This window comes from Streptomyces sp. NEAU-174 (assembly GCF_052665095.1).
Genome location: NZ_JBQTCE010000009.1, coordinates 388,376 through 414,488 on the forward strand (window position 1 = coordinate 388,376; position 26,113 = coordinate 414,488).

Sequence of the window (26,113 nt, forward strand, 5' to 3'; positions counted from 1 at the left end):
CGTTCACCTATTCGCAATGCTCTTGATCGTCGGGGGGTCCGGATGAGGGTGCTGCCGCGCTTCAGCCGTTACCGAACCTCTTGTCGATGAAGTCGAAGAGCTCGTCGTCACTGACCTCTTCGAACGCTTCCGCCTCGGCGTCCGCCCCGGCGTCGTCCGCGGTGCGACGCACGTCGTTCCACTTCGCCAGCAGCGTCTGGAGGCGCACCGCGATGTTCGCATGCGCGGCCTCGTCCTCCGTCACCGAGGACAGCTCCTCCGGCGTCAGCGAGGACAGGCTGTTCTCCAGCCGCTCCAGCTCCTCCAGTACGGGCACTCCGGGGCCCTCCGCCTCCGGCGCCACTTCCTGGCGCAGATGGCGCGCGAGCGCCACCGGCGTCGGGTAGTCGTAGACCAGCGTGGCCGTGAGCTTCAGCCCGGTGGCCGCGTTGAGCCGGTTGCGCAGCTCCACGGCGGTCAGCGAGTCGAAGCCCAGCTCCTTGAACGCCTGCTCGGCGCCCACCTGCTCCTTCGAGGCGTAGCCCAGCACGGCGGCCACCTGACGGCGGACCAGGTCCAGCACGGTCCGCTGCCGCTGGGGCTCCGACTGCCCGGCCAGCCGCTGGGCCAGGGTGCCCTCGCCGGTGTCCGCCACGGCCTCCGGGGCGGCGGGGCCACCGGCCGCGGCGCGGCGCACCGGCGTGCGCACCAGGCCGCGGTAGAGCGGCGGCAGCTCCCCGGTGGTGGCGGCGGCGCGCAGCGTCGCCATCTCCAGCCGTACGGGCACCAGAACCGCCTCGTCGGGCACGGCGTGGGCCGCGTCGAACAGGGCGAGCCCCTCCGCCGCGGACAGCGGCAGCACCCCGCCGCGCGCCGCGCGCTTCTGGTCGGCCTCGCCGAGCCTGCCGCCCATGCCCCGCTCCTCGGCCCACATGCCCCACACCAGGGACAGCGCGGTACGGCCGGTGGCGCGGCGGTGGCCGGCGAGGGCGTCGAGGAAGACGTTCGCCGCCGCGTAGCCGCCCTGGCCCGCGCCGCCCATCGTGCCGGCCGCGGCCGAGAAGAGCACGAAGGCGGACAGGTCCAGATCGCGGGTCAGCTCATGGAGGTTGACGGCCGCGTCGACCTTGGGCCGCAGCACGGTGTCCACCCGCTCGGGCGTCAGCATGTCGATGACGCCGTCGTCGAGAACGCCCGCGGTGTGCACAACGGCCGTCAGCGGACGGTCGGCCGGAATCGTGGCCAGCAGCCCGGCCAGCGCCTCCCGGTCGGCCGCGTCACACGCGACCACGGTGGCCCGCGCGCCCAACTCGGCGAGCTCCGCCACCAGTTCGGCCATGCCGTCGGCGGCGGGACCGCTGCGGCTGGTCAACAGCAGATGGCGGGCGCCGTGCGCGGAGGCCAGATGGCGGGCGAAGAGCCTGCCCAGCCCGCCGGTGGCACCGGTGATCAGCACGGTGCCGTCGGGGTCGATGGGCTTGGGGGTTCCCGGGGTGCCGATGGCCGCGGGGGCATCGGTGGCCTTGGCGGTCCCGGTCGCGTCGATGGCCTTGGCGGTTCCGGCGGCCCCGGTGGCCTGGACGGGCCCGGTGGCGCCGATGACCGCAGGGGCATCGGTGGCCTGGACAGTTCCGGCGGCGTCCGTGGCCATCGCGGCCCCGGCGCCCTCGGTGGCCTCGGCCGTCCCAGCGGCATCGGTGGCCTGGACGGGCCCGGCGGCGTCCGTGGCCTTGGCGGTTCCGGCGGCCCCGGCGGCCCCGGTGAACTTCGCGGCCCCGGCGCCCTCGGTGACCATCGCGGCCCCGGGGGCGTCCGTGGCCTTGGCCGTTCCGGCGGCCTTCGCGGTCCCGGGGGTCGGGGTCGTCTCGATCCTGGCCAGGCGGGGCGCGTACGCCGTCCCCGCGCGCAGCGCCAGTTCGGGCTCGTCCGAGTCCAGGGCCGCCGCGATCGCCGGGTACGACACCTCGCCGTCCACGTCCAGCAGGACGAACTGGCCCGGGTTCTCCGTCTGCGCGGACCGCAGCAGACCCCACACCGGGGCGTGCGCCAGGTCCGCCACCGCCGGGTCACCGGCCGCCGCGACCGCGCCACGGGTGACCACCACCAGCCGGGCCGCACCGGGCCGGCCGCCGTTCAGCCACTCCTGGACCAGGCCCAGGACGCGGTGGGTGGCCGTGTGCGCACCGGCGGCGAGGCCGCCCCGCGCGGCGCCCGGCTCGGGCGGGAACGGCACCAGCACGGTGTCCGGCGCGGGTTCGCCCGCCTCGACCGCCGCGTTCAGCGAGACGAGGTCGTCGTGGACCGTGGCACGGAACCCGGCCGTCTCCAGGGCCACGCTCAGCTTGAGCTCATCGCCGCCGATGACGGCGATCCCCGCCGACGCGGCCTCGGTGGGCGCCGCCACCGGAGCCCAGTCGATACGGAACAGCGACTCATGGCGGTCGGAGGCGGCGGCACCGGCGATCCGGTCCACCTCCAGCGCGCCGGTCACCAGCGCGTCCACCGACGCCACCGGCGCACCCGACTCATCGGCCGCCACCATCGACACGGTGCCGTCCTCGGTCAGCGCGAGCCGTACGCGCAACGCCTCGGCGCCCACCGCGTACAGGCTCACCCCGCGCCAGGAGCGCGCCACCGCGGCACCGCCCGCGCCCAGCGCCAGCGGCTGCAACGCGCCGTCCAGCAGGGCCGGGTGCAGGGCGAACCGGGCCGCCTCGGGCTGCCGCTCCTCCGCGATACGCACCTCCGCGAACACCTCCTCGCCACGCCGCCAGACGCGCCGCAGGCTCTGGAACGCGGGGCCGTGCAGCAGCCCGGCGCGCGCCATGCTCGCGTACAGCTCATCGGTGTCGACCGGCTCCGCGTCGGCGGGCGGCCAGACGGACAGCGGTTCGGCACCGCCGTCCACCGCGGCCTCGGACGCGAGGAAACCGGCGGCGTGCCGGGTCCACGGCCGGTCCCGGTCCGAGCGCTCGTCACGCCCGTACACGGCCAGCGGACGGCGACCGGCGTCGTCCGGCTCGCCGACCGACACCCGCAGCCGCACCCCGCCGCGCTCCGGCAGGACCAGCGGCTCGTCCAGGGTCAGCTCCTCCAGCAGCGCACAGCCCACATGGTCCCCGGCACGCACCGCGAGCTCCACGAACGCGGAGCCCGGCAGCACGGCCGTGTCCGCGACCGTGTGGTCCGCCAGCCACGCGTGCGAGGCGAGCGACAGCCGACCGGAGAACACATACGCGTCCGCGTCGGGCAGTTCCACCGCCGCGCCCAGCAGCGGGTGATCGGCCGAGCCGAGCCCCGCCGAGGCCACCTCGTCCAGGCTCAGCTGGGCGTCGACCCAGTACCGGCCGCGCTGGAAGGCGTACGTGGGCAGGGCGACCTTTCGCGCACCCGTACCGGCGAAGAACGCCTCCCAGTCCGGGGCCAGGCCACGGACGTACAGCCGGGCCAGCGCGCCCGTCACCGCCTCGGCCTCCGGCCTGCCCTTGCGCAGCGCGGGCAGCAGCTCGGCCGCGTCGGACTCGGCCAGGCAGTCCTGCGCCATCGCGGCGAGGACACCGTCGGGGCCGAGCTCGACGTACGTGGTGACGCCTCGGGCTTCGAGGGTGCGGACACCGTCGAGGAAGCGGACCGCCTCGCGGACGTGGCGCACCCAGAAGTCGGCCGTCACGATCTCCTCGGCGGACACCACGTCCCCGGTGAGGTTGGAGACGATGGGGATGCGCGGGGCCTCGTACGTAAGCCCCTCCGCCACCTCGCGGAACGCGTCCAACATTCCGTCCATGCGCGGCGAGTGGAACGCATGGCTCACGGTGAGCCGCTTCGTCTTACGACCCTGCGCCTCGAACGCGGCTGCGATCTCCTTGGCCGCGTCCTCATCACCCGCGATGACGACGGACGTCGGACCGTTGAGCGCGGCGATCGACACCCGCTCGGTCAGCAGCGGTGCGACCTCATCCTCCGACGCCTGCACCGCGATCATCGCGCCACCGGCCGGGAGCTCCTGCATCAGTCGGCCACGCGCGGCCACCAGCTTCGCCGCGTCCGCGAGCGAGAGCACACCCGCCACATGGGCCGCCGCCAGCTCGCCGATGGAGTGGCCCGACAGGAAGTCCGCCTTCAGGCCCCACGCCTCCGAGACCAGCCGGAACAGCGCCACCTCGATCGCGAACAGCGCGGGCTGGGTGAACCCCGTCTGATCCAGCGCGGCGGCGTCCTCCCCGAACAGCACATCCCGCAGCGGCCGTTCGAGATGCGCGTCCAGGTGGGCGCACACCTCGTCCAGCGCGTCCGCGAACACCGGGAAGGCGTCGTACAGCTCGCGGCCCATACCGAGCCGCTGGCTCCCCTGCCCCGTGAACAGGAACGCCACCTTGCCACCGGCCACCGAGCCCTCGACCAGGCCCGGCACCTCGGACTCGCCGCGCGCCAGCGCCGCGAGACCCGTCAGCAGCCCGTCCCCGCTGTCCGCGGTGAGGACGGCCCGGTGGTCCAGGGCGGCGCGGGTCGTGGCCAGCGAGTAGGCCACATCGGTGGCGACCGGTGCGGCCGTTGCGGTCTCGCCGCCGAGGTGGGCCAGGAGCCGTTCGGCCTGACCGCGTACGGCGGCCGGGGACTTGCCCGACAGCACCCACGGCACCGTCGGCAGCTCCACGGCCGGGGTGACGGCGGGGCGCTCCTCCGGCTCCGGGGCCTGCTCCAGCAGGGTGTGGGCGTTGGTGCCGCTGATGCCGAACGCCGACACCGCCGCCCGGCGCGGACGGCCGGTCTCCGGCCACTCCCGCGCCTCGGTCAGCAGCTCCAGCTCACCGGCGGACCAGTCGACATGCGGGGTCGGCTCGTCCACGTGCAGCGTCGGCGGCAGCACACCGTGGCGCAGCGCCAGCACCATCTTCATCACACCGGCGACACCGGCCGCGGCCTGCGTATGGCCGATGTTGGACTTGATGGAGCCGAGCCACAGCGGCCGGCCCTCCTCGCGATCCTGACCGTAGGTGGCCAGCAGCGCCTGGGCCTCGATCGGGTCACCCAGCGTCGTACCGGTGCCGTGGGCCTCGACCGCGTCCACCTCGGACGCCGACAACCCCGCACCCGCCAGCGCCTGACGGATCACCCGCTGCTGCGACGGACCGTTCGGCGCGGTGAGGCCATTGCTGGCCCCGTCCTGGTTGATGGCGGAGCCACGTACGACCGCCAGCACCTCATGGCCGTTGCGCCGGGCATCCGACAGCCGCTCCACGAGCAGCATGCCCACACCCTCACCCCAACCCGTGCCATCCGCACCCGCCGCGAACGCCTTGATACGACCATCAGCGGCCAGCCCACGCTGACGACTGAAGTCCACAAACGAACCCGGCGTCGACATCACCGTCACACCACCGGCCAACGCCAACGAACACTCACCCGCACGCAACGCCTGAATCGCCCAGTGCAACGCCACCAACGACGACGAACACGCCGTATCCACCGTCACCGCCGGACCCTCAAGACCCAACGCATACGACACCCGACCCGACAGCACACTCGCCGCGTTGCCCGTCCCCATGAAGCCATCGCCGCCGTCCGGCGAGTGGAGGACGAGCGACATGTAGTCCTGGCCGTTGGTGCCCGCGAAGACGCCGACCTGCTGGCCGCGCAGCGTGGTCGGATCGATCCCGGCCCGCTCGAACGCCTCCCACGACGTCTCCAGCAGCAGCCGCTGCTGCGGATCCATGGCAAGGGCCTCACGCGGGGAGATCCCGAAGAACGCCGCGTCGAAGTCCCCGGCGTCCGCCAGGAATCCGCCCTCGCGGACATAGCTGGTGTGCTCGGTGGCCGAGTCCGGGTCGTACAGCGCCTCCAGATCCCAGCCGCGGTCGGCCGGGAAGCCCGTCACCGCGTCCTGCCCGGAGACCAGGAGCCGCCACAGCTCCTCCGGCGACCGCACACCGCCCGGGAAGCGGCAGCTCATGCCGACGATCGCGATCGGATCGTCGGCGACGGCCACCGCCGTGGACGGCACACCGGCCACCGTGTCGGCCGCGCTCTCGTCGCCCAGGATCTCCGTACGGAGGTGGGCGGCGAGCGCCGAGGACGACGGGTAGTCGTACACCAGGGTGGGCGGCAGCCGCAGCCCGGTGACGGTGTTCAGCCGGTTGCGCAGCTCCACCGCCGTCAGCGAGTCGAAGCCCAGGTCCCGGAAGGCCCGGTCCGCCTCGACGGCCTCCGCGTCGGAGTGGCCCAGCACATCGGCCACGGCCGAGCGCACCAGGTCCAGCAGCATCCGCTCGCGCTCCGCCGCCGGGACCCCCGCGAGCCGCGCGGCCGGCGAGGACTCGTCCGCGCCGACACCGGCCGTACGGGCCGTACGCGCGCCCTCGGCCTCCAGCGCCGTACGTACCTCGGGCAGTTCCCGCAGCAGCGGGCTCGGCCGGGAGGCGGTGAAGCCGGGGGCCAGCCGCTCCCAGTCGATGTCCGCGACCGTCACCGCGGTCTCGTCCAGGTCCAGGGCCCGCTGTAGCGCGGCGATGGCCAGGTCCGCCGCCATCGGCGGCACACCGGCGCGGCGCATGCGCTGCTCCAGCGCGTCGTCCGCGGCCATGCCGCCCTCGGCCCACGGGCCCCAGGCCACCGAGGTGGCGGGCAGGCCCTCGGCCCGGCGGCGCTCGGCGAGCGCGTCCAGGAAGGCGTTGGCGGCGGCGTAGTTGGCCTGACCGGCGGCGCCGATCGAGCCCGCGAACGAGGAGAACAGGACGAAGGCCGTCAGGTCCAGGTCGCGCGTCAGCTCGTGGAGGTTGGCCGCGGCGTCGGCCTTGGCCCGCAGGACGGTGGCGAAGCGCTCGGGGGTCAGCGACTCCAGAACGCCGTCGTCCAGCACCCCGGCCGCGTGCACCACGGCCGTCAGCGGCAGTTCGGCCGGGAGCCCGGCCACCAGCGCGGCCAGCGCCTCGCGGTCGGCGGCGTCGCAGGCCGCGACGGTGACCCGGGCGCCCGAGGCGGCGAGTTCGTCCCGCAGCTCGGCGGCGCCGGGGGCGTCGAGGCCACGGCGGCTGGTGAGCACCACGTGTTCGGCGCCCTTGGCGATCAGCCAGCGGGCCACATGCGCGCCCAGCGCGCCCGTACCGCCGGTCACCAGGACCGAGCCCGCGCCCGGCCGCCAGGTCCCGTGGCCACGCTCGGTCGTGCCGGTCTTGCCGGTCCTGCCGGTATTGGCGGCACTGGCGGCATTGGCGGTCCTGGCCGCGGTCTCGGCGGCCCGGGTCAGCCGGCGGCCGAAGACACCCGAGGCGCGCACGGCCACCTGGTCCTCGCCCTCGCCACCGGCCAGCACGCCCGCGAGCCGCGACAGCGCACGGTCGTCCACCGTCTCCGGCAGATCGACCAGACCGCCCCACCGCTCGGCCAGTTCCAGGGCCGCGACCCGGCCCAGGCCCCAGACCCGCGCCTGCCACGGGTCCACCGGACCGTCCGCCCGGCCGGTCGAGACCGCGCCGCGCGTGGCGACCCACAGCGGCGCGTCCACGGCCAGATCGCCCAGCGCCTGGGCCAGGGCGGCGGTGCGGAGCAGCCCGTCGGCGCCGTCCGCGTGGGACGGCAGCGCGAACACACCGGCCACCGGCGCGTCGGCGATCGCCGCACGCAGCAGCGCGGCCATGCCCGTACGGTCCTCGGCGGTCAGCTCGACCGTCCGCACCTCGGCGCCGCGTGCGGACAGCGTCCGTACGACACCCTCGGCCAGAGCGCCGTCGGACGCCTCCGCTGCGGCGTCGGCCGGGGCGACGACCAGCCAGCGGCCGGTCAGCGTTCCCTCGGCGCGGGCGGCCACCGGCTTCCAGGTCACCTGGTAGCGCCAGGCGTCCACGGTGGACCGCTCGCCCTGGCGGCGCCGCCACGAGGACAGCATCGGCAGGACGGCGCCCAGCGAGGAGAGCGCGTCGGCGTCGGCATCCGCGTCCTCGGACTGGAGCGTCCCGGCCAGGGCCTCCAAGTCCTCGCGCTCGACGGCCTCCCAGAACCGCGCGTCCACGGAATCCATGGCCGCGACGGTCTCGCGGACCTCCTCCGGGTTCTCGACCCAGAAGCGCTGCCGCTGGAAGGCGTAGGTCGGCAGTTCGACCGTACGGGCTCCCGTACCGGCGAAGAACGCCGCCCAGTCCAGGGTCAGCCCCCGCGTGTGCAGCGCGGCGAGCGCCGCCGTCAGCGCCACCGGCTCGGTACGCCCCTTGCGGAGCGCCGAGACGAAGGCGGCGGCATCGCCGGAGACGCACTCCTGGGCCATGGCGGTGAGCACACCGTCGGGGCCCAACTCGACGTACGTGGTGACGCCCTGGGCCTCCATCGTCCGGACGCCGTCGAGGAAGCGGACGGCCTCGCGGACGTGGCGCACCCAGAAGTCGGGCGTCGTGATCTCCTCGGCGGAGACGACGTCCCCGGTGAGGTTGGAGACGATCGGGATGCGCGGGGCCTCGTACGTAAGCCCCTCCGCGACCTCGCGGAACGCGTCCAACATGCCGTCCATGCGCGGGGAGTGGAACGCGTGGCTGACCGCGAGCCGCTTGGTCTTACGACCCTGCGCCTCGAAACCGTTAGCGATCTCCAGCGCCGCGTCCTCATCACCCGCGATGACCACGGAGGTCGGGCCGTTGAGGGCGGCGATCGAGACACGCTCGGTGAGCAGCGGCGTGACCTCGTCCTCGGACGCCTGGACGGCAATCATCGCGCCACCCGCCGGAAGCTCCTGCATCAACCGACCACGCGCCGCCACCAGCTTGGCGGCATCGGCGAGCGAGAGCACACCCGCCACATGCGCGGCGGCCAGCTCACCGATCGAGTGACCGGAGAGGAAGTCGGGCCGCAGCCCCCACGCCTCCGAGACCAGCCGGAACAGCGCCACCTCAACCGCGAACAACGCGGGCTGAGTGAACCCCGTCTGGTCGAGCGCCTCCGCGTCATCCCCGAACAACACCTCACGAAGCGGCCGTTCGAGATGCGCGTTCAGCTCATCGCAGACCGCGTCCAGCGCCTCCGCGAACACCGGATAGGCGTCGTACAGCTCACGCCCCATCCCCAGCCGCTGGCTGCCCTGCCCGGTGAACAGGAAGGCCACCTTGCCGCCCTCGGCCACCGTTCCCTGGATCAGTCCGGCCGCCGACTCGCCACGCGCGAGCGCCTCCAGGCCGGACAGCAGCCCGGCGCGGTCCTCGCCGATGACCACCGCGCGCCGCTCCAGCGCCGCCCGGCCCGTCGCCAGCGAGTGGCCGACGTCCGTGGTGTCCAGCTCGGGGTGGGTGGCGAGGTGGGCGAGGAGCCGTTCGGCCTGGCCGCGCAGGGCGGCCTCGGACTTGCCCGAGAGCGCCCACGGCACCGTCGGCAGCTCCGCCACCGGACGACCGGTCGCGGGGGTCTCCTCGACGGCCGGGAGCTGCTCGATGATCGTGTGGGCGTTCGTACCGCTCACACCGAACGACGAGATGGCCGCCCGGCGCGGCCGTTCGAGCTCCGGCCACGGCCGGGCCTCGGTCAGCAGCTCGAGGTCGCCCGCCGACCAGTCCACATGCGGGGTGGGCTCGTCCACGTGCAGGGTCTGCGGAAGCACCCCGTGGCGCATCGCCATGATCATCTTGATGATGCCCGCGACACCCGCGGCGGCCTGCGTGTGGCCGATGTTGGACTTCAGCGAGCCCAGCCACAGGGGCTGCCCCTCCGGCCGGTTGCGGCCGTAGGTGGCGAGCAGGGCCTGGGCCTCGATCGGGTCGCCCAGCGTCGTACCCGTGCCGTGCGCCTCCACCACATCGACATCGGCGGTGGTGAGCCGGGCGCTGGTGAGCGCGTCACGGATGACGCGCTGCTGGGACGGGCCGTTGGGCGCCGTCAGACCGTTGGAGGCGCCGTCCTGGTTGATGGCGGAGCCTCGTACGAGCGCCAGCACGCGGTGGCCGTTGCGCCGCGCGTCCGACAGCCGCTCCACGAGCAGCATGCCCGCGCCCTCGGCCCAGCCGGTGCCGTCCGCCGAGGCGGCGAAGGACTTGCAGCGGCCGTCGGTGGACAGCCCCTGCTGGCGGCTGAAGTCGATGAACGTGTCCGGGGTGGCCATGACGGTCACACCACCGGCCAGCGCCAGCGAGCACTCGCCGTTGCGCAGCGCCTGCGCGGCCAGGTGCAGCGCCACCAGCGACGACGAACACGCCGTGTCGATGGTGACCGCCGGGCCCTCCAGACCGAAGGTGTACGCCACCCGGCCCGAGGCGATGCTGCCCGCGCCGCCGGTGCCGAGGTAGCCCTCGAGCCCCTCGGGGACGGCGGTGAGCCGGGTCAGATAGTCGTGGTACATGACGCCCGCGAAGACGCCGGTCTTGCTGCCGCGTACGGCCGCCGGGTCGATCCCGGCCCGCTCGAACGCCTCCCACGAGGTCTCCAGCAGCAGCCGCTGCTGCGGGTCCATCGCCAGCGCCTCGCGCGGGTTGATCCCGAAGAAGTCCGGGTCGAACTCGGCGGCGTCGTGCAGGAAGCCGCCCTCGCGGGTGTAGCTGGTGCCCACCTGGTCGGGGTCGTCGCTGTAGAGCGCGTCGAGGTCCCAGCCACGGTCGGCGGGGAAGTCGGAGATGGCGTCGGTGGCGCCGATGACGAGCTGCCACAGCTCCTCGGGGCTCGTGACCCCGCCCGGGTAGCGGCAGCTCATACCGACGATGGCGATCGGATCGTCGTCGGTGGCGGCCGCCACTGGGACCGGGGTTTGCACCTCTGCCGATTCTTCGCCCACCAGCTCGGTCCGCAGATGGCGGGCCAGGACCTGCGGGTCCGGGTAGTCGAAGATGAGCGTCGCGGGCAGCCGCAGCCCGGTGACCGAGTTGAGCTGGTTGCGCAGCTCGACGGCGGTCAGGGAGTCGAAGCCCAGGTCCTTGAACGCTCGCCCGGAGCCGATGGTCTCCGCGCCCGCGTAGCCGAGCACGGTGGCCACCTGGGCCCGGACCAGGTCCAGCAGCAGCCGCTCCTGCTCGGGCTCGGACAGCCCGGCGAGCCGCCCGGCGAGGCCGGTCTCGCCGCCCGTCGCGACCGCGTCCACCGCGCGCCGCGCCGGGCCCCGCACCAGGCCGCGCAGCAGCGGCGAGATGGCGGGCTGGTTGCGCAGCGCCGCGAGGTCCAGGCGCATCGGCACCAGGGACGCCTCGTCGACGGTCAGCGCGGCATCGAAGAGCCGCAGCCCCTCGGCCACCGGCAGCGGGGGCACTCCGGCCCGCCGCATCCGGGTGATGTCGGCCTCGTCCAGGGTGTCGCCCATGCCGCCACCGGACCACAGGCCCCAGGCCAGGGAGGTGGCCGGCAGGTTCTGGGCCCGGCGGTGCTGGGCCAGGGCGTCCAGGTAGGCGTTGGCGGCGGCGTAGTTGGCCTGGCCCGGGCCGCCGAAGACGCCTGCGGCGGAGGAGAACAGGACGAAGGCGGTCAGGTCGAGGTCGCGGGTGAGCTCGTGGAGGTTCCAGGCCGCGTCCACCTTTGGGCGCATGACGTGCGCTATGCGCTCGGGGGTGAGCGAGGCGATGACGCCGTCGTCCAGTACGCCTGCGGTGTGCACGACCGCTGTCAGCGGGTGCTCGGCGGGGATGGTGGCGAGGGTCGCGGCGAGGGCGTCGCGGTCCGCCACGTCACAGGCCGACCAGCGCGCCTCGGCGCCCAACTCGGCTAGCTCGGTGGTGAGTTCGGCTGCCCCGGGGGCTTGGTCGCCGCGGCGGCTGATCAGCAGCAGGTGTCGTACGCCGTGCTCGGCTGCCAGGTGGCGGGCGAACAGGGCGCCCAGGGAGCCGGACGCGCCGGTCACCAGCACCGTGCCGTCCGGGTTCCACTCCGGGGCCGCGTTGTCGGCGGTGGTCGCGGTGCGGGCCAGGCGTGGTGTCTTGAGGGCGCCCTCCCGCACCGCGACCTCGGCCTCGCTGGTCGCGAGCGCGGTGGGCAGTGCGGCACGTGAGTTGTCGTGGCCGTCGATGTCGATGAGGACGAGCCTGTCCGGGTTCTCGGACTGCGCGGAGCGCACCAGACCGCGTATGGCTGCCCTTGCGAGGTCTGTCACCGGCTCGGTGGGCTCGGTGGCTACGGCGCCGGAGGTCAGCAGGACCAGGCGGGAGTCGGTGAAGCGGTCGTCTGCCAGCCAGGACTGGAGGAGGTGGAGGGCTTGGGTGGTGGCGTCGTGTGCGGCTCGGGTGGGGTCTTCCCCTATCCCGCCCCTTCCCGAAACTTGGGGCTCCGCCCCAAGGCCCCGGTCCTCAAACGCCGGACGGGCTTGAATTGCCGCACCCGGGCCTTCAGATACCGCGCCCGCGCTTTCAGATGCCGCGCCCGGGCTTTCAGATGCCGCGCCGTCCGAGTGTGCGCCCGGGCGGGCTTGGTGCGTCAGGTTCACCACGATCTGGGCCGGCAGGGCCGTTCCGGAATCCACGGCCTCAGCCAGCGCCGCCAAGTCCGGGTACGCCGTGGCGCCCAGACCGAACGTGTCCGTGCCCAGCACCGCCCAGCGGACGTCGGTCGAGTCCGCAGGTGCGGGTGTCGTCGGCCATTCCACGCGGTACAGCGACTCGTGGTAGGCCGTGCGCGCGCTCTCCAGCTGCTCGGCCGAGACCGGACGCAGCGCCAGGGAGTCCACGGCCGCGACCGGCGCGCCGGTGGCGTCCGCGATCTCCAGTCGGACGCCGTCGGCGCCCACGGCGGCCATCCGGACTCGCAGCGTGGCCGCGCCGCTCGCGTACAGCGACACGCCGGTCCAGGCGAACGGCAGCCGGCCCTCGGTCTCGGTGCCGCCGAGTCCGGCCAGGCCGAGCACGTGCAGCGCGGCGTCCAGCAGCGCCGGGTGCAGCCCGAACGCGGCGGCCTCCTCGGCCGTGCTCTCGTCCAGCGCCACCTCGGCGAACACCTCGCCATCGCGCCGCCACGCCTTACGAAGCCCCTGGAACGCGGGCCCGTACGCGAAACCGACGTCCCGCAGCTCGGCGTAGCGGTCGCCGACCTCGACCTCGGCGGCGTCCGCCGGAGGCCACAGGCTCAGCTCGAACGACGCCTCCGGCGCACCGCCGGACGCCAGCACACCGGACGCGTGCCGGGTCCACGGCTCCTCGGCGGACAGGTGCTCGGCCCGGGAGTGCAGCTCCAGCGGGCGGCGGCCGGTGTCATCGGCCGCGCCGACCCACAGCCGCAGCTGAACCCCGCCCTCCTCGGGCAGGACCAGCGGCGCCTCGAGGGTCAGCTCCTCCAGCACCTCGCAGCCGACCTGGTCACCGGCCCGGACCGCGAGCTCCACGAACGCGGTGCCGGGCAGCAGCACGGTGTCCATGATCGTGTGATCGGCCAGCCACGGATGGGTGGACAGCGCCAGCCGCCCGGTGAACAACATCCCGTCCGCGCCGGGCAGTTCGGCGCTGGCACCGAGCAGCGGGTGCTCGGCCCGGCCGAGTCCGACCGCGGCCACGTCGCCGAGGAGCAGCGACGAGACCTTCGGCCAGTAGCGCTGCCGCTGGAAGGCGTACGTGGGCAGCTCGGCCAGCTCGTCCGGCGCCAGCCGCGTGGCGCCGGTCCCGGCGTAGAGGGCCGCCCAGTCCACCGCCACGCCACGGACGTGCGCCTGTGCCACGGCCGTGGTCAACGCCTCGGCCTCGGGACGGTCCTTGCGCAGCGTGGCGGTGAATCCAGCGGCCTCGGCGTCGGTCACGCACTCCTGCGCCATCGCGGTCAGGACCCCGTCCGGGCCCAGCTCGATGAACGTGGTGACGTTGCGCGCTTCGAGGGTACGGATGCCATCCAGGAAGCGGACGGCCTCGCGGACGTGGCGCACCCAGAAGTCGGCCGTCGTGATCTCCTCAGCGGAAACCACGTCCCCGGTGAGGTTGGAGACGATCGGGATCCGTGGGGCCTCGTACGACAGGCCCTCCGCGATCTCGCGGAAGGCGTCCAGCATCCCGTCCATGCGGGGCGAGTGGAACGCGTGGCTCACAGTGAGGCGCTTGGTCTTACGGCCCTGCGCCTCGAACGACGCGGCGATCGCGACAGTCGCGTCCTCATCACCCGCGATGACCACCGACGACGGGCCGTTCAGGGCGGCGATGGACACGCCCTCGGTCAGCAGCGGCGCCACCTCGTCCTCCGACGCCTGCACCGCGATCATCGCGCCACCCGCCGGAAGCTCCTGCATCAACCGACCACGCGCCGCAACCAACCTCGCCGCATCCGCAAGCGACAACACACCCGCCACATGCGCGGCAGCCAACTCACCAATCGAATGACCCGACAGGAAGTCCGCCCGCAGCCCCCACGCCTCCGAAACCAACCGGAACAACGCCACCTCAACCGCGAACAACGCGGGCTGAGTGAACCCCGTCCGATCCAGCGCCTCCGCGTCATCCCCGAACAGAACCGTCTTCAACGGCCGTTCGAGATGCTGGTCCAGCTCGTCGCAGACCGCGTCCAGCGCCTCCGCGAAGGCCGGGTACGCGTAGTACAGCTCACGCCCCATGCCGAGCCGCTGGCTGCCCTGTCCCGTGAACAGGAACGCCACCCGGCCACCAGCCACCGAGCCCCGCACGAGCCCGGCCGCCGTACGGCCCTCGGCGAGCGCCGCCAGAGCGGACAGCAGCCCGTCCCGGTCCTCGGCGACCAGCGCCGCGCGCTCCTCGAAGGCCGAGCGGCCCACGGCGAGCGTGTAGCCCAGGTCGGCCGTGCGGAGGTCGGTCCGCGCGGTCAGGTGGCCGTGCAGTTGCTCGGCCTGGGCGCGCAGTCCGTCTTCCGTACGGGCCGAGAGCAGCACCGGCAGGGCCGCCTGGCCGTCCTGGCCGTCCTCAGCGTCCGCGACAGCCTCAACAACATCGGCCGCCGGGGCCTCTTCCAGCACGGCGTGGGCGTTGGTGCCGCTGAAGCCGAACGACGAGACGCCCGCACGACGCGGATGGCCCGTCTCCGGCCACTCCCGGGCCTCCGTCAGCAGGCTGATGTCGCCCGCCGACCAGTCCACATGCGGGGTGGGCTCGTCCACGTGCAGGGTGCGTGGCAGCACCCCGTGCCGCATGGCGAGGACCATCTTCATCACACCGGCGACACCGGCCGCGGCCTGCGTATGCCCGATGTTGGACTTGATGGAGCCGAGCAGCAGCGGCTGCCCCTCCGCCCGGTCCTGGCCGTACGTGGCGAGCAGCGCCTGCGCCTCGATCGGGTCGCCCAGCTTGGTACCCGTGCCATGGGCCTCGACCGCGTCCACCTCGGACGCCGACAACCCCGCACCGGCCAGCGCCTGACGGATCACCCGCTGCTGCGACGGACCATTCGGCGCCGTCAGACCATTCGACGCACCATCCTGGTTGACCGCCGTGCCGCGTACGAGCGCGAGCACCGGGTGGCCGTTGCGCCGCGCGTCCGACAGCCGCTCCACGAGCAGCATGCCGACGCCCTCGCCCCAGCCGGTGCCGTCCGCGTCGGCCGCGAACGCCTTGATCCGGCCGTCCTCCGCGAGTCCGCGCTGACGGCTGAAGTCCACGAACACACCGGGCGTGGACATCACGGTCACACCGCCCGCGAGCGCGAGCGAGCACTCGCCGCCGCGCAGCGCCTGGATCGCCGAGTGCAGGGCGACCAGCGAGGAGGAGCAGGCGGTGTCGATGGTGACCGCGGGACCTTCGAGACCGAAGGTGTAGGCGAGCCGGCCCGAGATCACGCTGGCCGCGTTGCCCGTGCCCATGTGGCCTTCGAGGCCCTGCGAGTCGCCGAGCAGCAGGGACAGGTAGTCCTGGCCGTTGGTGCCGACGAAGACACCGGCGGTGGAGCCGCGCAGCGTCGCCGGGTCGATCCCGGCCCGCTCGAACGCCTCCCACGAGGTCTCCAGCAGCAGCCGCTGCTGCGGATCCATGGCGAGGGCCTCGCGCGGCGAGATGCCGAAGAACGCCGGGTCGAAGTCGGCCGCGTCCCGCAGGAAGCCGCCCTCGCGGACGTACGAGGTGCCCTCGACGTCCGGGTCCGGGTTGTAGAGCGTGTGGAGGTCCCAGCCGCGGTCGGCGGGCATGTCCGAGATGACGTCCGTACCGGACACCAGCAGCCGCCACAGCTCCTCGGGGGTGCGCACACCACCCGGGAAGCGGCAGCTCATCGCGACGATCGCGATCGGATCGTCGTCGGCCACCACGCCCGCCACCGGCGACGCGCCGCCCGTGGCCGCCACCTGCCCGCCGAGCAGTTCGGCGAAGAGGTGGTCGGCGAGGGCGAGCGGCGTCGGGTAGTCGTAGATGAGGGTGGCGGGGAGCCGCAGGTCGGTGGCGGCATTGAGGCCGTTGCGCAGTTCGACGGCGGTGAGGGAGTCGAAACCGATCTCGCGGAAGGCCCGTTCGGCGCTGATGTCGGACACATCGGCGTGGCCGAGGACCTCCGCGACATGGGCCCGTACGAGATCCAGCAGCGCCCGGTGGCGCTCCGCCTCGGGCAGGCCGAGGAGTCGCCGCGCGAGCGCGGAGGCCGTCTCGGCGGGCGCGGCGTCGCCGGTCGCGGTGGCGGCGGCGGTCGCGGCGGCGGCCTGGCGCACCTCGGGCAGGTCGGCCAGCAGGGGGCTCGGGCGGCCCGCGGTGAAGCCCGGCGCGAACCGGTCCCAGTCGACGTCCGCCACCGTCACGGCCGCGTCGCCGAGGTCGAGGGCGCGCTGGAGGGCATCGAGCGCGAGATCGGCGTCCATCGGCGGCATCCCGGCGCGGCGCATGCGCTGCTCCAGTGCCTCGTCGGCGGCCATGCCGCCCGCGGCCCACGGGCCCCAGGCGATCGAGGTGGCGGGCAGGCCCTCGGCGCGCCGCCGCTCGGCGAGCGCGTCCAGGAAGGCGTTCGCGGCGGCGTAGTTGGCCTGGCCCGCGGCGCCCACGGTGCCACTGGTCGAGGAGAACAGCACGAAGGCGGAGAGGTCGAGATCGCGCGTCAGCTCGTCCAGCGCGAGCGCGGCATCGGCCTTCGCGCGCAGGACGGTGGCGAAGCGCTCGGGGGTCAGCGACTCCAGAACGCCGTCGTCCAGCACCCCGGCCGCGTGCACCACGGCCGTCAGCGGGAGCTCGGCGGGGAGGTCGGCCAGCAGTCCGGCCAGGGCCTCCCGGTCGGCCACATCGCACGCGGCGACGGTGATCCGGGCGCCGGACGCGGCGAGTTCATCGCGCAGCTCGGCCGCGCCCGGGGCGTCGAGGCCACGGCGGCTGGTGAGCACCACGTGCTCGGCGCCCTTGTCGATCAGCCACCGGGCCACCTGGCCGCCCAGCGCGCCCGTACCGCCCGTCACCAGCACCGTGCCGTGGGCGCTCCAGCCCTCGGCCTCCGCCACCTGCCGCGCGGTCGCCCGCGCCAGCCGGCGGCCGAACACCCCGGAGGCGCGGACGGCGATCTGGTCCTCGTCCCCGGCCCCGGCAAGCACCACCGCGAGCCGCGACAGCACCCGGTCGGTCATCGTCCCGGGCAGGTCGATCAGACCGCCCCAGCGGTCGGGCAACTCCAGTGCCGCCACCCGGCCCAGGCCCCAGACCTGGGCGCGGGCCGGGTCCACCGGCTCGCCCTGACGCCCGGTCGAGACCGCGCCCCGGGTGGCGCACCACAGCGGCGCGTCGATCGCGGCGTCGCCCATGGCCTGCACGAGGGCGGCCGTGGGCAGCAGGGCGTCGGCGTCCCCGGTGGCCAGCAGCGAGAGCACACCGGCGACGGCGCCGCCGTCGCCCGCCGTGCTCAGCCGCTCGGCGATCCCCGCGCGGTCTTCCTCGGCCAGGTCGAGCCGCCGTACTTCGGCGCCCCGCTCGGTCAGCGTACGGACCACACCGTCCGCCCACGCGTCGGCGGTGGCGTCCTCGGCGGGGGCGACGACGAGCCACAGCCCGGACAGCCGGGCCGCGGAGCCCAGCGACAGCGGCTTCCACGCCACCTGGTACCGCCAGCCGTCGACACCCGCAGCGGCCAGGCTCGCCACCGGCTCCTCGGGCCAGTAGCGGCGGTGCTGGAAGGCGTACGTCGGCAGGTCCACGCGGTGCGCGCCGGTCCCGGCGAAGTACGCCGCCCAGTCCGGCGCCACGCCGCGCACATACGCGCGGGCGACGGCCGTGGTCAGCGCCTCGGCCTCGGGGCGGTCCTTGCGCAGCGCGGAGACGAATCCGGCGGCGTCGGCGTCAGTCACGCACTCCTGGGCCATGGCGGTGAGGACACCGTCCGGGCCGAGTTCGAGGTAGGTGGTGACGCCCTGGGCCTCAAGGGTGCGAATCCCGTCGAGGAAGCGGACGGCCTCGCGGACGTGGCGCACCCAGAAGTCGGGGGTCGCGATCTCCTCGGCGGAGACGACGTTCCCGGTGAGGTTGGAGACGATCGGGATGCGGGGGGCCTCGTAGGTCAGCCCCTCGGCGACCTCGCGGAACGCGTCCAACATGCCGTCCATACGCGGCGAGTGGAACGCGTGGCTCACGGTGAGCCGCTTGGTCTTACGGCCCTGCGCCTCGAAACCAGAAGCGATCGCGACAGCCGCGTCCTCATCGCCCGCGATGACCACCGACGTCGGCCCGTTGAGCGCGGCAATGCTGACCCGCTCGGTCAGCAGCGGCAGCACCTCGTCCTCCGACGCCTGGACGGCGATCATCGCGCCACCGGCGGGAAGCTCCTGCATCAGTCGCCCACGAGCGGCCACGAGCTTCGCCGCGTCCGCCAGCGAGAGCACACCCGCCACATGCGCGGCGGCCAGCTCACCGATCGAGTGACCCGACAGATAGTCCGGCGTCAGACCCCACGCCTCGACGAGACGGAACAGCGCCACCTCGACCGCGAACAGCGCGGGCTGAGTGAACCCGGTCTGGTCGAGCGCCTCGGCATCATCCCCGAACAGAACGTCCTTCAAAGGCCGCGCGAGATGCGGATCCAGCTCCGCACACACCGCGTCCAGCGCCTCCGCGAACCGCGGATAGGCGTCGTACAGCTCGCGGCCCATCCCGAGTCGCTGGCTGCCCTGCCCCGTGAACAGGAACGCCGTCTCGCCCTCGACGGCCGTGCCCTCGACCAGCCCCGGCGCCGTCTCCCCCCGCGCCAGCGCGTCAAGCCCGGCCAGCAGGTCGTCCCTGCCGTCCGCGACCAGCACCGCGCGTGCGTCGAGCGCGGCACGGCCGGTGGCCAGGGTGTGGGCCACATCGGCCGGTTCGAGGTCGGGCTGGGCGGTCAGATGGGCGTAGAGCCGCTCGGCCTGGGCGCGCAGGGCGTCGGTGCCCTTGGCGGAGAGCGGGTACGGCAGCACCACACCGGAGCCGTCTTGCTCGGCGTCGTCCGCCACCGGCTCGGCGGCGATGGCCGGGGCCTGCTCGATGATGGTGTGCGCGTTGGTGCCGCTGATGCCGAACGACGACACCGCGGCCCGGCGCGCGCGGCCGGTCTCCGGCCACTCCATCCGCTCCGTCAGCAGCGCGATGTCACCGGCCGTCCAGTCGACATGCGGCGACGGCTCGTCCACGTGCAGCGTCTGCGGCAGCACACCGTGCCGCATCGCCATCACCATCTTGATGATGCCCGCGACACCGGCCGCCGCCTGGGCGTGGCCGATGTTGGACTTGATGGAGCCCAGCCACAGCGGCTGCCCCTCAGCCCTCTCCTGGCCGTACGTGGCCAGCAGCGCCTGCGCCTCGATCGGGTCGCCCAGCGTCGTACCCGTGCCATGCGCCTCGACCACGTCCACATCGCCGCTGGTCAGCCCGGCGCTGGTCAGCGCCTTGCGGATGACGCGCTGCTGGGACGGGCCGTTCGGCGCGGTGAGGCCATTGCTCGCACCGTCCTGGTTGACGGCCGAGCCGCGCACCACGGCCAGCACCTGGTGGCCGTTGCGCCGCGCGTCCGACAGCCGCTCCACGAGCAGCATGCCGACGCCCTCGCCCCAGCCGGTGCCGTCCGCACCCGACGCGAACGCCTTGCAGCGGCCGTCGGCGGCGAGGCCGCCCTGGCGGCTGAACTCGGTGAAGTGGCCGGGCGTCGTCATCACCGTGACACCGCCCGCGAGCGCCATCGTGCACTCGCCCTGGCGCAGCGCCTGGATGGCCCAGTGCAGCGCCACGAGCGACGACGAACAGGCCGTGTCGACCGTGACCGCCGGGCCCTCCAGACCGAGGGCGTAGGCGATACGGCCGGACATGACGCTGCCCGCGTTGCCCGTCATCACATGGCCCGCGACCTCCGAACCGGCCTGCTCCAGGCCCGCGTCGTAGCCGCTGTAGGCCGCGCCCACGAACACGCCGACCGAGCGGCCGCGCAGCGAGTCCGGGTCGATATTGGCGCGCTCGAAGACCTCCCAGGACGTCTCCAGCAGCAGCCGCTGCTGCGGGTCCATGGCCAGCGCCTCGCGCGGCGAGATGCCGAAGAACGCGGCGTCGAAGAGGTCCGCGTCGTGCAGGAAGCCACCGGCGCGGGCGTAGTCGGACGGGCCCGCGTCGGCCTCGTCCCCGTCCCCGTCCGCCGCCCACTGGCTCTCCCAGTTGCGGTTCACGGGGAATCCGGTGATGGCGTCCGAGCCCGTGGCCACGAGCTGCCACAGGTCCTCGGGCGAGCGGACGTCGCCGGGGTAGCGGCAGCCCATCGCCACGATGGCGATCGGGTCGTCGGCGAGGGAGGCGGCGGTGGCGGCGAGTGCCGGATCCGCCAGTTCGGCGTCGGCCCCGCTCTCGTTCTCGCTCTCGTCCGGGCCGAGGAGTTCGGCGCGCAGATGGTCGGCGAGGACGGTGGGGTTGGGGTGGTCGAAGACGATCGTGGTGGGCAGCTTGAGCCCGGTGGCGGCGGAGAGCCGGTTGCGCAGTTCGACGGCGGTGAGCGAGTCGAAGCCCAGCTCCTTGAAGGCCCGGCGCGCCTCGATGGCGTCGGCGGAGGCGTGGCCGAGGGCCGTGGCCACATGGCCGCGTACGAGGTCGAGCAGCGTCCGGCGGCGCTCGTTCGGGGAGAGCGCGCGCAGCCGGTCCGCGAGGGACGAACCGGCGGCGAGCGCGCCCGCGGCGGTGCGCCGGCCGGTGCTCCGGATCAGCCCGCGCAGCAGCGCCGGGACCGGGCCGGAGCCGGCGGCGGAGCGCAGCGCGGCGAGGTCGAGGCGGGCCGGGATCAGCAGGGTGCGGCCGGTGCGGTGGGCGGCGTCGAAGAGCGCCATGCCCTCGTCGTCGCTGAGGGCGCCCATGCCGCTGCGGGCCAGCCGCAGCAGATCGGTCTCGGTCAGCCCGCCGGTGATCCCGCCGGACTGGGCCCACAGGCCCCACACCAGCGAGGTGGCGGGCAGGCCCGCCGCGTGGCGGTGTGCGGCGAGGGCGTCCAGGAAGACGTTGGCCGCGGCGTAGTTGGCCTGGCCCGCGCCGCCCAGCGTGCCCGCGATGGCGGAGAACAGCACGAACGCGGACAGGTCGAGGCCGCGGGTCAGCTCGTGCAAATTCCACGCCGCGTCCACCTTCGGACGCAGCACCCGCTCCAGTTGCTCGGGAGTCAGGGCGGCGGCCGTGCCGTCGTCCAGCACACCGGCGGTGTGCACGACGGCCGTCAGCGGATGCTCGGCCGGGACGGCGGCCAGGGTCGCGGCGAGCGCGTCACGGTCCGCGGCGTCACAGGCGGCGAGGGTGACCTCGGCGCCCCGCGCACGGAGTTCGGCGACCAGCTCAGCGGCGCCCTCGGCATCCGCGCCACGACGGCTGGTCAGCAGCAGATGGCGCACGCCGTACTCGGCCACGAGGTGCCGGGCGAGCAACCGGCCGAGGGCGCCGGTGCCACCGGTGATGAGCACGGTGCCATCGGCGTCGAATGCCGGGGCGGCGGCCGGGGAGTTGTTGTCCGAGCCCGAGGCGGAGCCCGAGTCCGGCGTCGGGGTCGAGCCCGGGGACGGGGTTGAGGTCGAGGTCGAGCCCAGGGCCGGGGCCGAGCCCGAGCCCGAGCCCGGGGCCGGGGCCGAGCTCCACTCCGAGGCCGGAGCCGGGGCCGTGGCGCGGGCCAGGCGGGGGGCCAAGGCGCGGCCCGCGCGCAGGGCGACCTCGGGCTCGCCGGTGGCCAGGGCGTCGGAGAGCGCGTCGGTGGAGGTCTCGTCTACGTCCACGAGGACGAAACGGCCGGGGTTCTCCGTCTCGGCCGAGCGCACCAGACCCCACAGGGGCGCGTGTGCCAGGTCGGTGACGCCCTCCTCGGCGTCGGTGGCCATCGCGCCCCGAGTGATGAGCGCCAGGCGCGCGTCGGCGAACCGCTCATCGGCCAGCCAGCCCTGCACCAGGGCCAGCGCACGCCGCGCCTCCCGGTGCGCGGCCTCGGCCACGTTCTCGTTCGCGTCGCCGTCGTCGCCGGATATGGGCGCGAAGGACGCGAGGACCAGCTCCGGGGCGGCGGTGGCGCCCGCCTCGACGGACGCGCCCAGCGCGGCCAGATCGGGGGCGGAGTCGGCGGCCACTCCGGCCGCGACCAGCCCGAACGGGTCCTCGCCCAGGACAATACGGCGGGTGGCGGCGTCCGGACCGGCGGAGGCGGGCTGCGGGGCCACCCAGTCCAGCTGGAACAGGCTCTGCCGCGCCACGTCCGCGTCACCGGTGAGGTCGTCGGGCAACGGACGGCAGCGCAGGCCGTCCACGGCGGCCACCGGCTCGCCCGTGGCATCGGCCAGCGCCAGGGACACCGTGTCGGCTCCGGCGGGTGCGATCCGTACGCGCAATGCGGACGCGCCCTCCGCGTACAAGGAGACGCCCTGCCAGCCATCCGTCAGCTGGGCACCTTCGCGGCCGTGCAGGACGTGCAGGGCGGCGTCCAGCAGCGCCGGGTGGACGGCGAACTCCTCGGCGCCGGGCTTGGTGTCATCGTCCAGCCGGACCTCGGCGAAGAGTTCGTCCCCGCGCCGCCAGGCGGCCGTGAGCCCCTGGAACGCCGGGCCGTACCGCAGCCCGCCCTCGGCCAGCCGGGCGTAGAGCGCCTCGGGCTCGATGGCCTCGGCGGCGCTCGGCGGCCACTCGGCCAGGTCGAACGACGGGCTGGGGGCGCCGGAGGCGAGCACACCGCTCGCGTTGCGCACCCACGCCGTGTCGGCGGCGGCGTCCTCCGCGCGGGAGGAGACGGTGAACGAGCGGTGCCCGGCGTCGTCCGGCGCGCCGACCGTGACCTGGAGCCGGACGCCACCGCGTGCGGGCAGCACCAGCGGGGTATGCGGGGTCAGCTCGTCGAGGAGGTCACAGCCGAGCTGGTCACCGGCCCGGATGGCAAGTTCCACAAACGCCGGGCCCGGCACCACCACCGCGTCCCGGACCGTGTGCTCGGCCAGCCACGGATGGGTGTCGAGGCCCAGCCGTCCCGTGAACACCAGCCCATCGGACTCCGCCAGCGGCACCGCCGCGCCCAGCAACGGGTGCCCCGCCAACTCCAGCCCCACGGAGGCCACATCGCCCACCGAGGCGGCGCCCGGCTCCAGCCAGAACCGCTCGCGCTGGAATGCGTACGTCGGCAGGTCAACACGCTGGGCGCCGGTACCGGCGAAGTACGCGGCCCAGTCCAGCGCCACACCACGGACATGGGCCCCGGCGACGGCCGTGGTCAACGCCTCGGCCTCGGGACGGTCCTTGCGCAGCGCCGAGATGAACGCGGTGTCGGACGCGGAGTCGGTCACGCAGTCCTGGGCCATGGCGGTCAGGACGCCGTCCGGGCCCAGTTCGATGAACGTGGAGACGTTCTGCGCCTCCAGGGTCCGCACCCCGTCGAGGAAGCGGACGGCCTCGCGGACGTGGCGCACCCAGAAGTCCGGGCTGGTGATCTCCTCGGCGGACACCACGCCACCGGTGAGGTTGGAGACGACCGGGATGCGCGGGGCCTCGTACGTAAGCCCCTGCGCCACCTCGCGGAACGCCTCCAGCATCCCGTCCATACGCGGCGAGTGGAACGCATGGCTGACGGTGAGCCGCTTGGTCTTACGACCCTGCGCCTCAAAACCAGAAGCGATCGCGACAGCCGCGTCCTCATCACCCGCGATGACCACCGACGACGGGCCGTTGAGCGCGGCAATCGACACGCGCTCAGTCAGCAGCGGCGCCACCTCGTCCTCGGACGCCTGGACGGCGATCATCGCGCCGCCGGCGGGCAGCTCCTGCATCAACCGCCCACGCGCCGCCACCAACTTCGCCGCATCCGCCAGCGACAACACACCCGCCACATGCGCGGCAGCCAACTCACCAATCGAATGACCCGACAGGAAGTCCGCCCGCAGCCCCCACGCCTCCGACACCAACCGGAACAACGCCACCTCAACCGCGAACAACGCAGGCTGAGTGAACCCCGTCCGATCCAACACCTCCGCGTCATCCCCGAACAGAACATCCTTCAGCGGCCGCTCAAGATGCGGATCCAGCTCCGCACACACCGCGTCCAGCGCCTCCGCGAAGACGGGAAACGCCTGGTAGAGCTCACGCCCCATCCCCAGCCGCTGACTCCCCTGCCCGGTGAACAGGAACGCCACCTTGCCACCGGCCACCGAGCCCTCGACCAGCCCGGGCGCGGATTCCTCCCGCACCAGCGCACCCAGCCCAGCCAGCAGCCCGTCCCGGTCCTCGGCAACGACCACCGCACGGCGCTCAAAGGCCGACCGCCCGGTCGCCAGCGAGAACCCCACATCCACCGGACGCAGCTCGCCCCGCGCCTCCACATGCGCCACCAGCCGCTCCGCCTGAGCGCGCAGCGCACCCGCACCCCGCCCCGAGAGCACCCACGGCAACACACCCGGAGCCACAGCACTCGCAGGAGCCTCAGCGACCTCCGCGGCCTCCGGCGCCTGCTCGATGATCGTGTGCACATTCGTGCCGCTCACACCGAACGACGACACACCCGCCCGGCGCGGCCGGCCGGTCTCGGGCCACGGCCGCGCCTCGGTCAGCAGGGACACCTCGCCCGCCGACCAGTCGACGTGCGGGGTGGGCTCGTCCACGTGCAGCGTCCGCGGCAGCACACCGTGCCGCATCGCCATGACCATCTTGATGACGCCACCGATACCGGCGACGTTCTGGGTGTGGCCGATGTTCGACTTCAGCGAGCCGAGCCACAGCGGCCGTCCCTCCGGCCGCTCCTGGCCGTACGTGGCCAGCAGCGCCTGGGCCTCGATCGGGTCGCCGAGCGTCGTACCCGTGCCGTGCGCCTCCACCGCGTCCACGTCGGCGGGGGCGAGCCGGGCGTTCTCCAGGGCCTGCCGGATGACACGCCGCTGGGACGGGCCGTTCGGCGCCGTCAGACCGTTGGACGCACCGTCCTGGTTCACGGCGCTGCCACGCACCACCGCGAGCACCGGGTGGCCATTGCGCCGCGCGTCCGACAGCCGCTCGACCAGCAGCACGGCGACGCCCTCGGACCAGCCGGTGCCATCCGCCGAGGCCGCGAAGGGCTTGCAGCGGCCGTCGGCGGAGAGTCCGCGCTGGCGGCTGAACTCCACGAACACATCCGGGGAGGACAGCACGGTCGCGCCCGCCGCCACCGCGAGCGAACACTCGCTCTGCCGCAGCGCCTGGACCGCCAGGTGCAGCGCGACCGAGGACGAGGAGCAGGCGGTGTCGATGGTGGCGGCCGGGCCCTCGAGACCGAAGGCGTAGGAGAGCCGCCCGGACGCGACGCTGGAGGCGGTGCCGGTGAGCAGATGGCCCTCGACACCCTCCGGCAGGTCGTACTCCCCCGCCCCGTACGCCTGCGTGGACGCGCCGACGAACACACCGGTGCGCGAACCCCGCACCGTCGCCGGGTCGATGCCCGCGCGCTCGAACGCCTCCCACGACGTCTCCAGCAGCAGCCGCTGCTGCGGGTCCATCGCCAGCGCCTCACGCGGCGAGATGCCGAAGAAGCCCGGGTCGAACCGGCTGGCGTCGTACAGGAACCCGCCCCCGCGGGCGTAGAACGTGCCCTCGCGCTCCGGGTCCGGGTCGTACAGCGACTCGATGTCCCAGCCGCGGTCGTCGGGGAAGCCGGAGATGGCGTCCTGGCCGTCCGCCACGAGCCGCCACAGCTCCTCGGGGCTGCCGACGCCGCCGGGGAACCGGCAGCTCATGCCGACGATCGCGATCGGTTCCCGGGAGGCGTCGGTGAGCTGCTGGTTCTGTTTCCGCAGCCGCTCGGTTTCCTTCAGCGAGGCCCGCAGCGCGTCAACGAGCTTTTCGTTGGGGGTTGTCATCGTGTACTCCGTGCT

Annotated in this window: 1 protein-coding gene; it reads right to left on the minus strand. The window is 73.9% G+C overall.

What is annotated here, in order from left to right:
* Positions 1-61: 61 nt before the first annotated feature.
* The gene (locus tag ACT2CW_RS27170; RefSeq protein ID WP_445518567.1) at positions 62-26,098 is read right to left on the minus strand and encodes a type I polyketide synthase; all 26,037 of its coding nucleotides are present in this window, start codon (positions 26,096-26,098) and stop codon (positions 62-64) included.
* Positions 26,099-26,113 lie beyond the last annotated feature (15 nt).

Excerpts from the sequence above, each read along its gene's own strand:
- ACT2CW_RS27170 (WP_445518567.1), bottom strand. The coding sequence starts at position 26,098 with ATGACAACCCCCAACGAAAAGCTCGTTGACGCGCTGCGGGCCTCGCTG.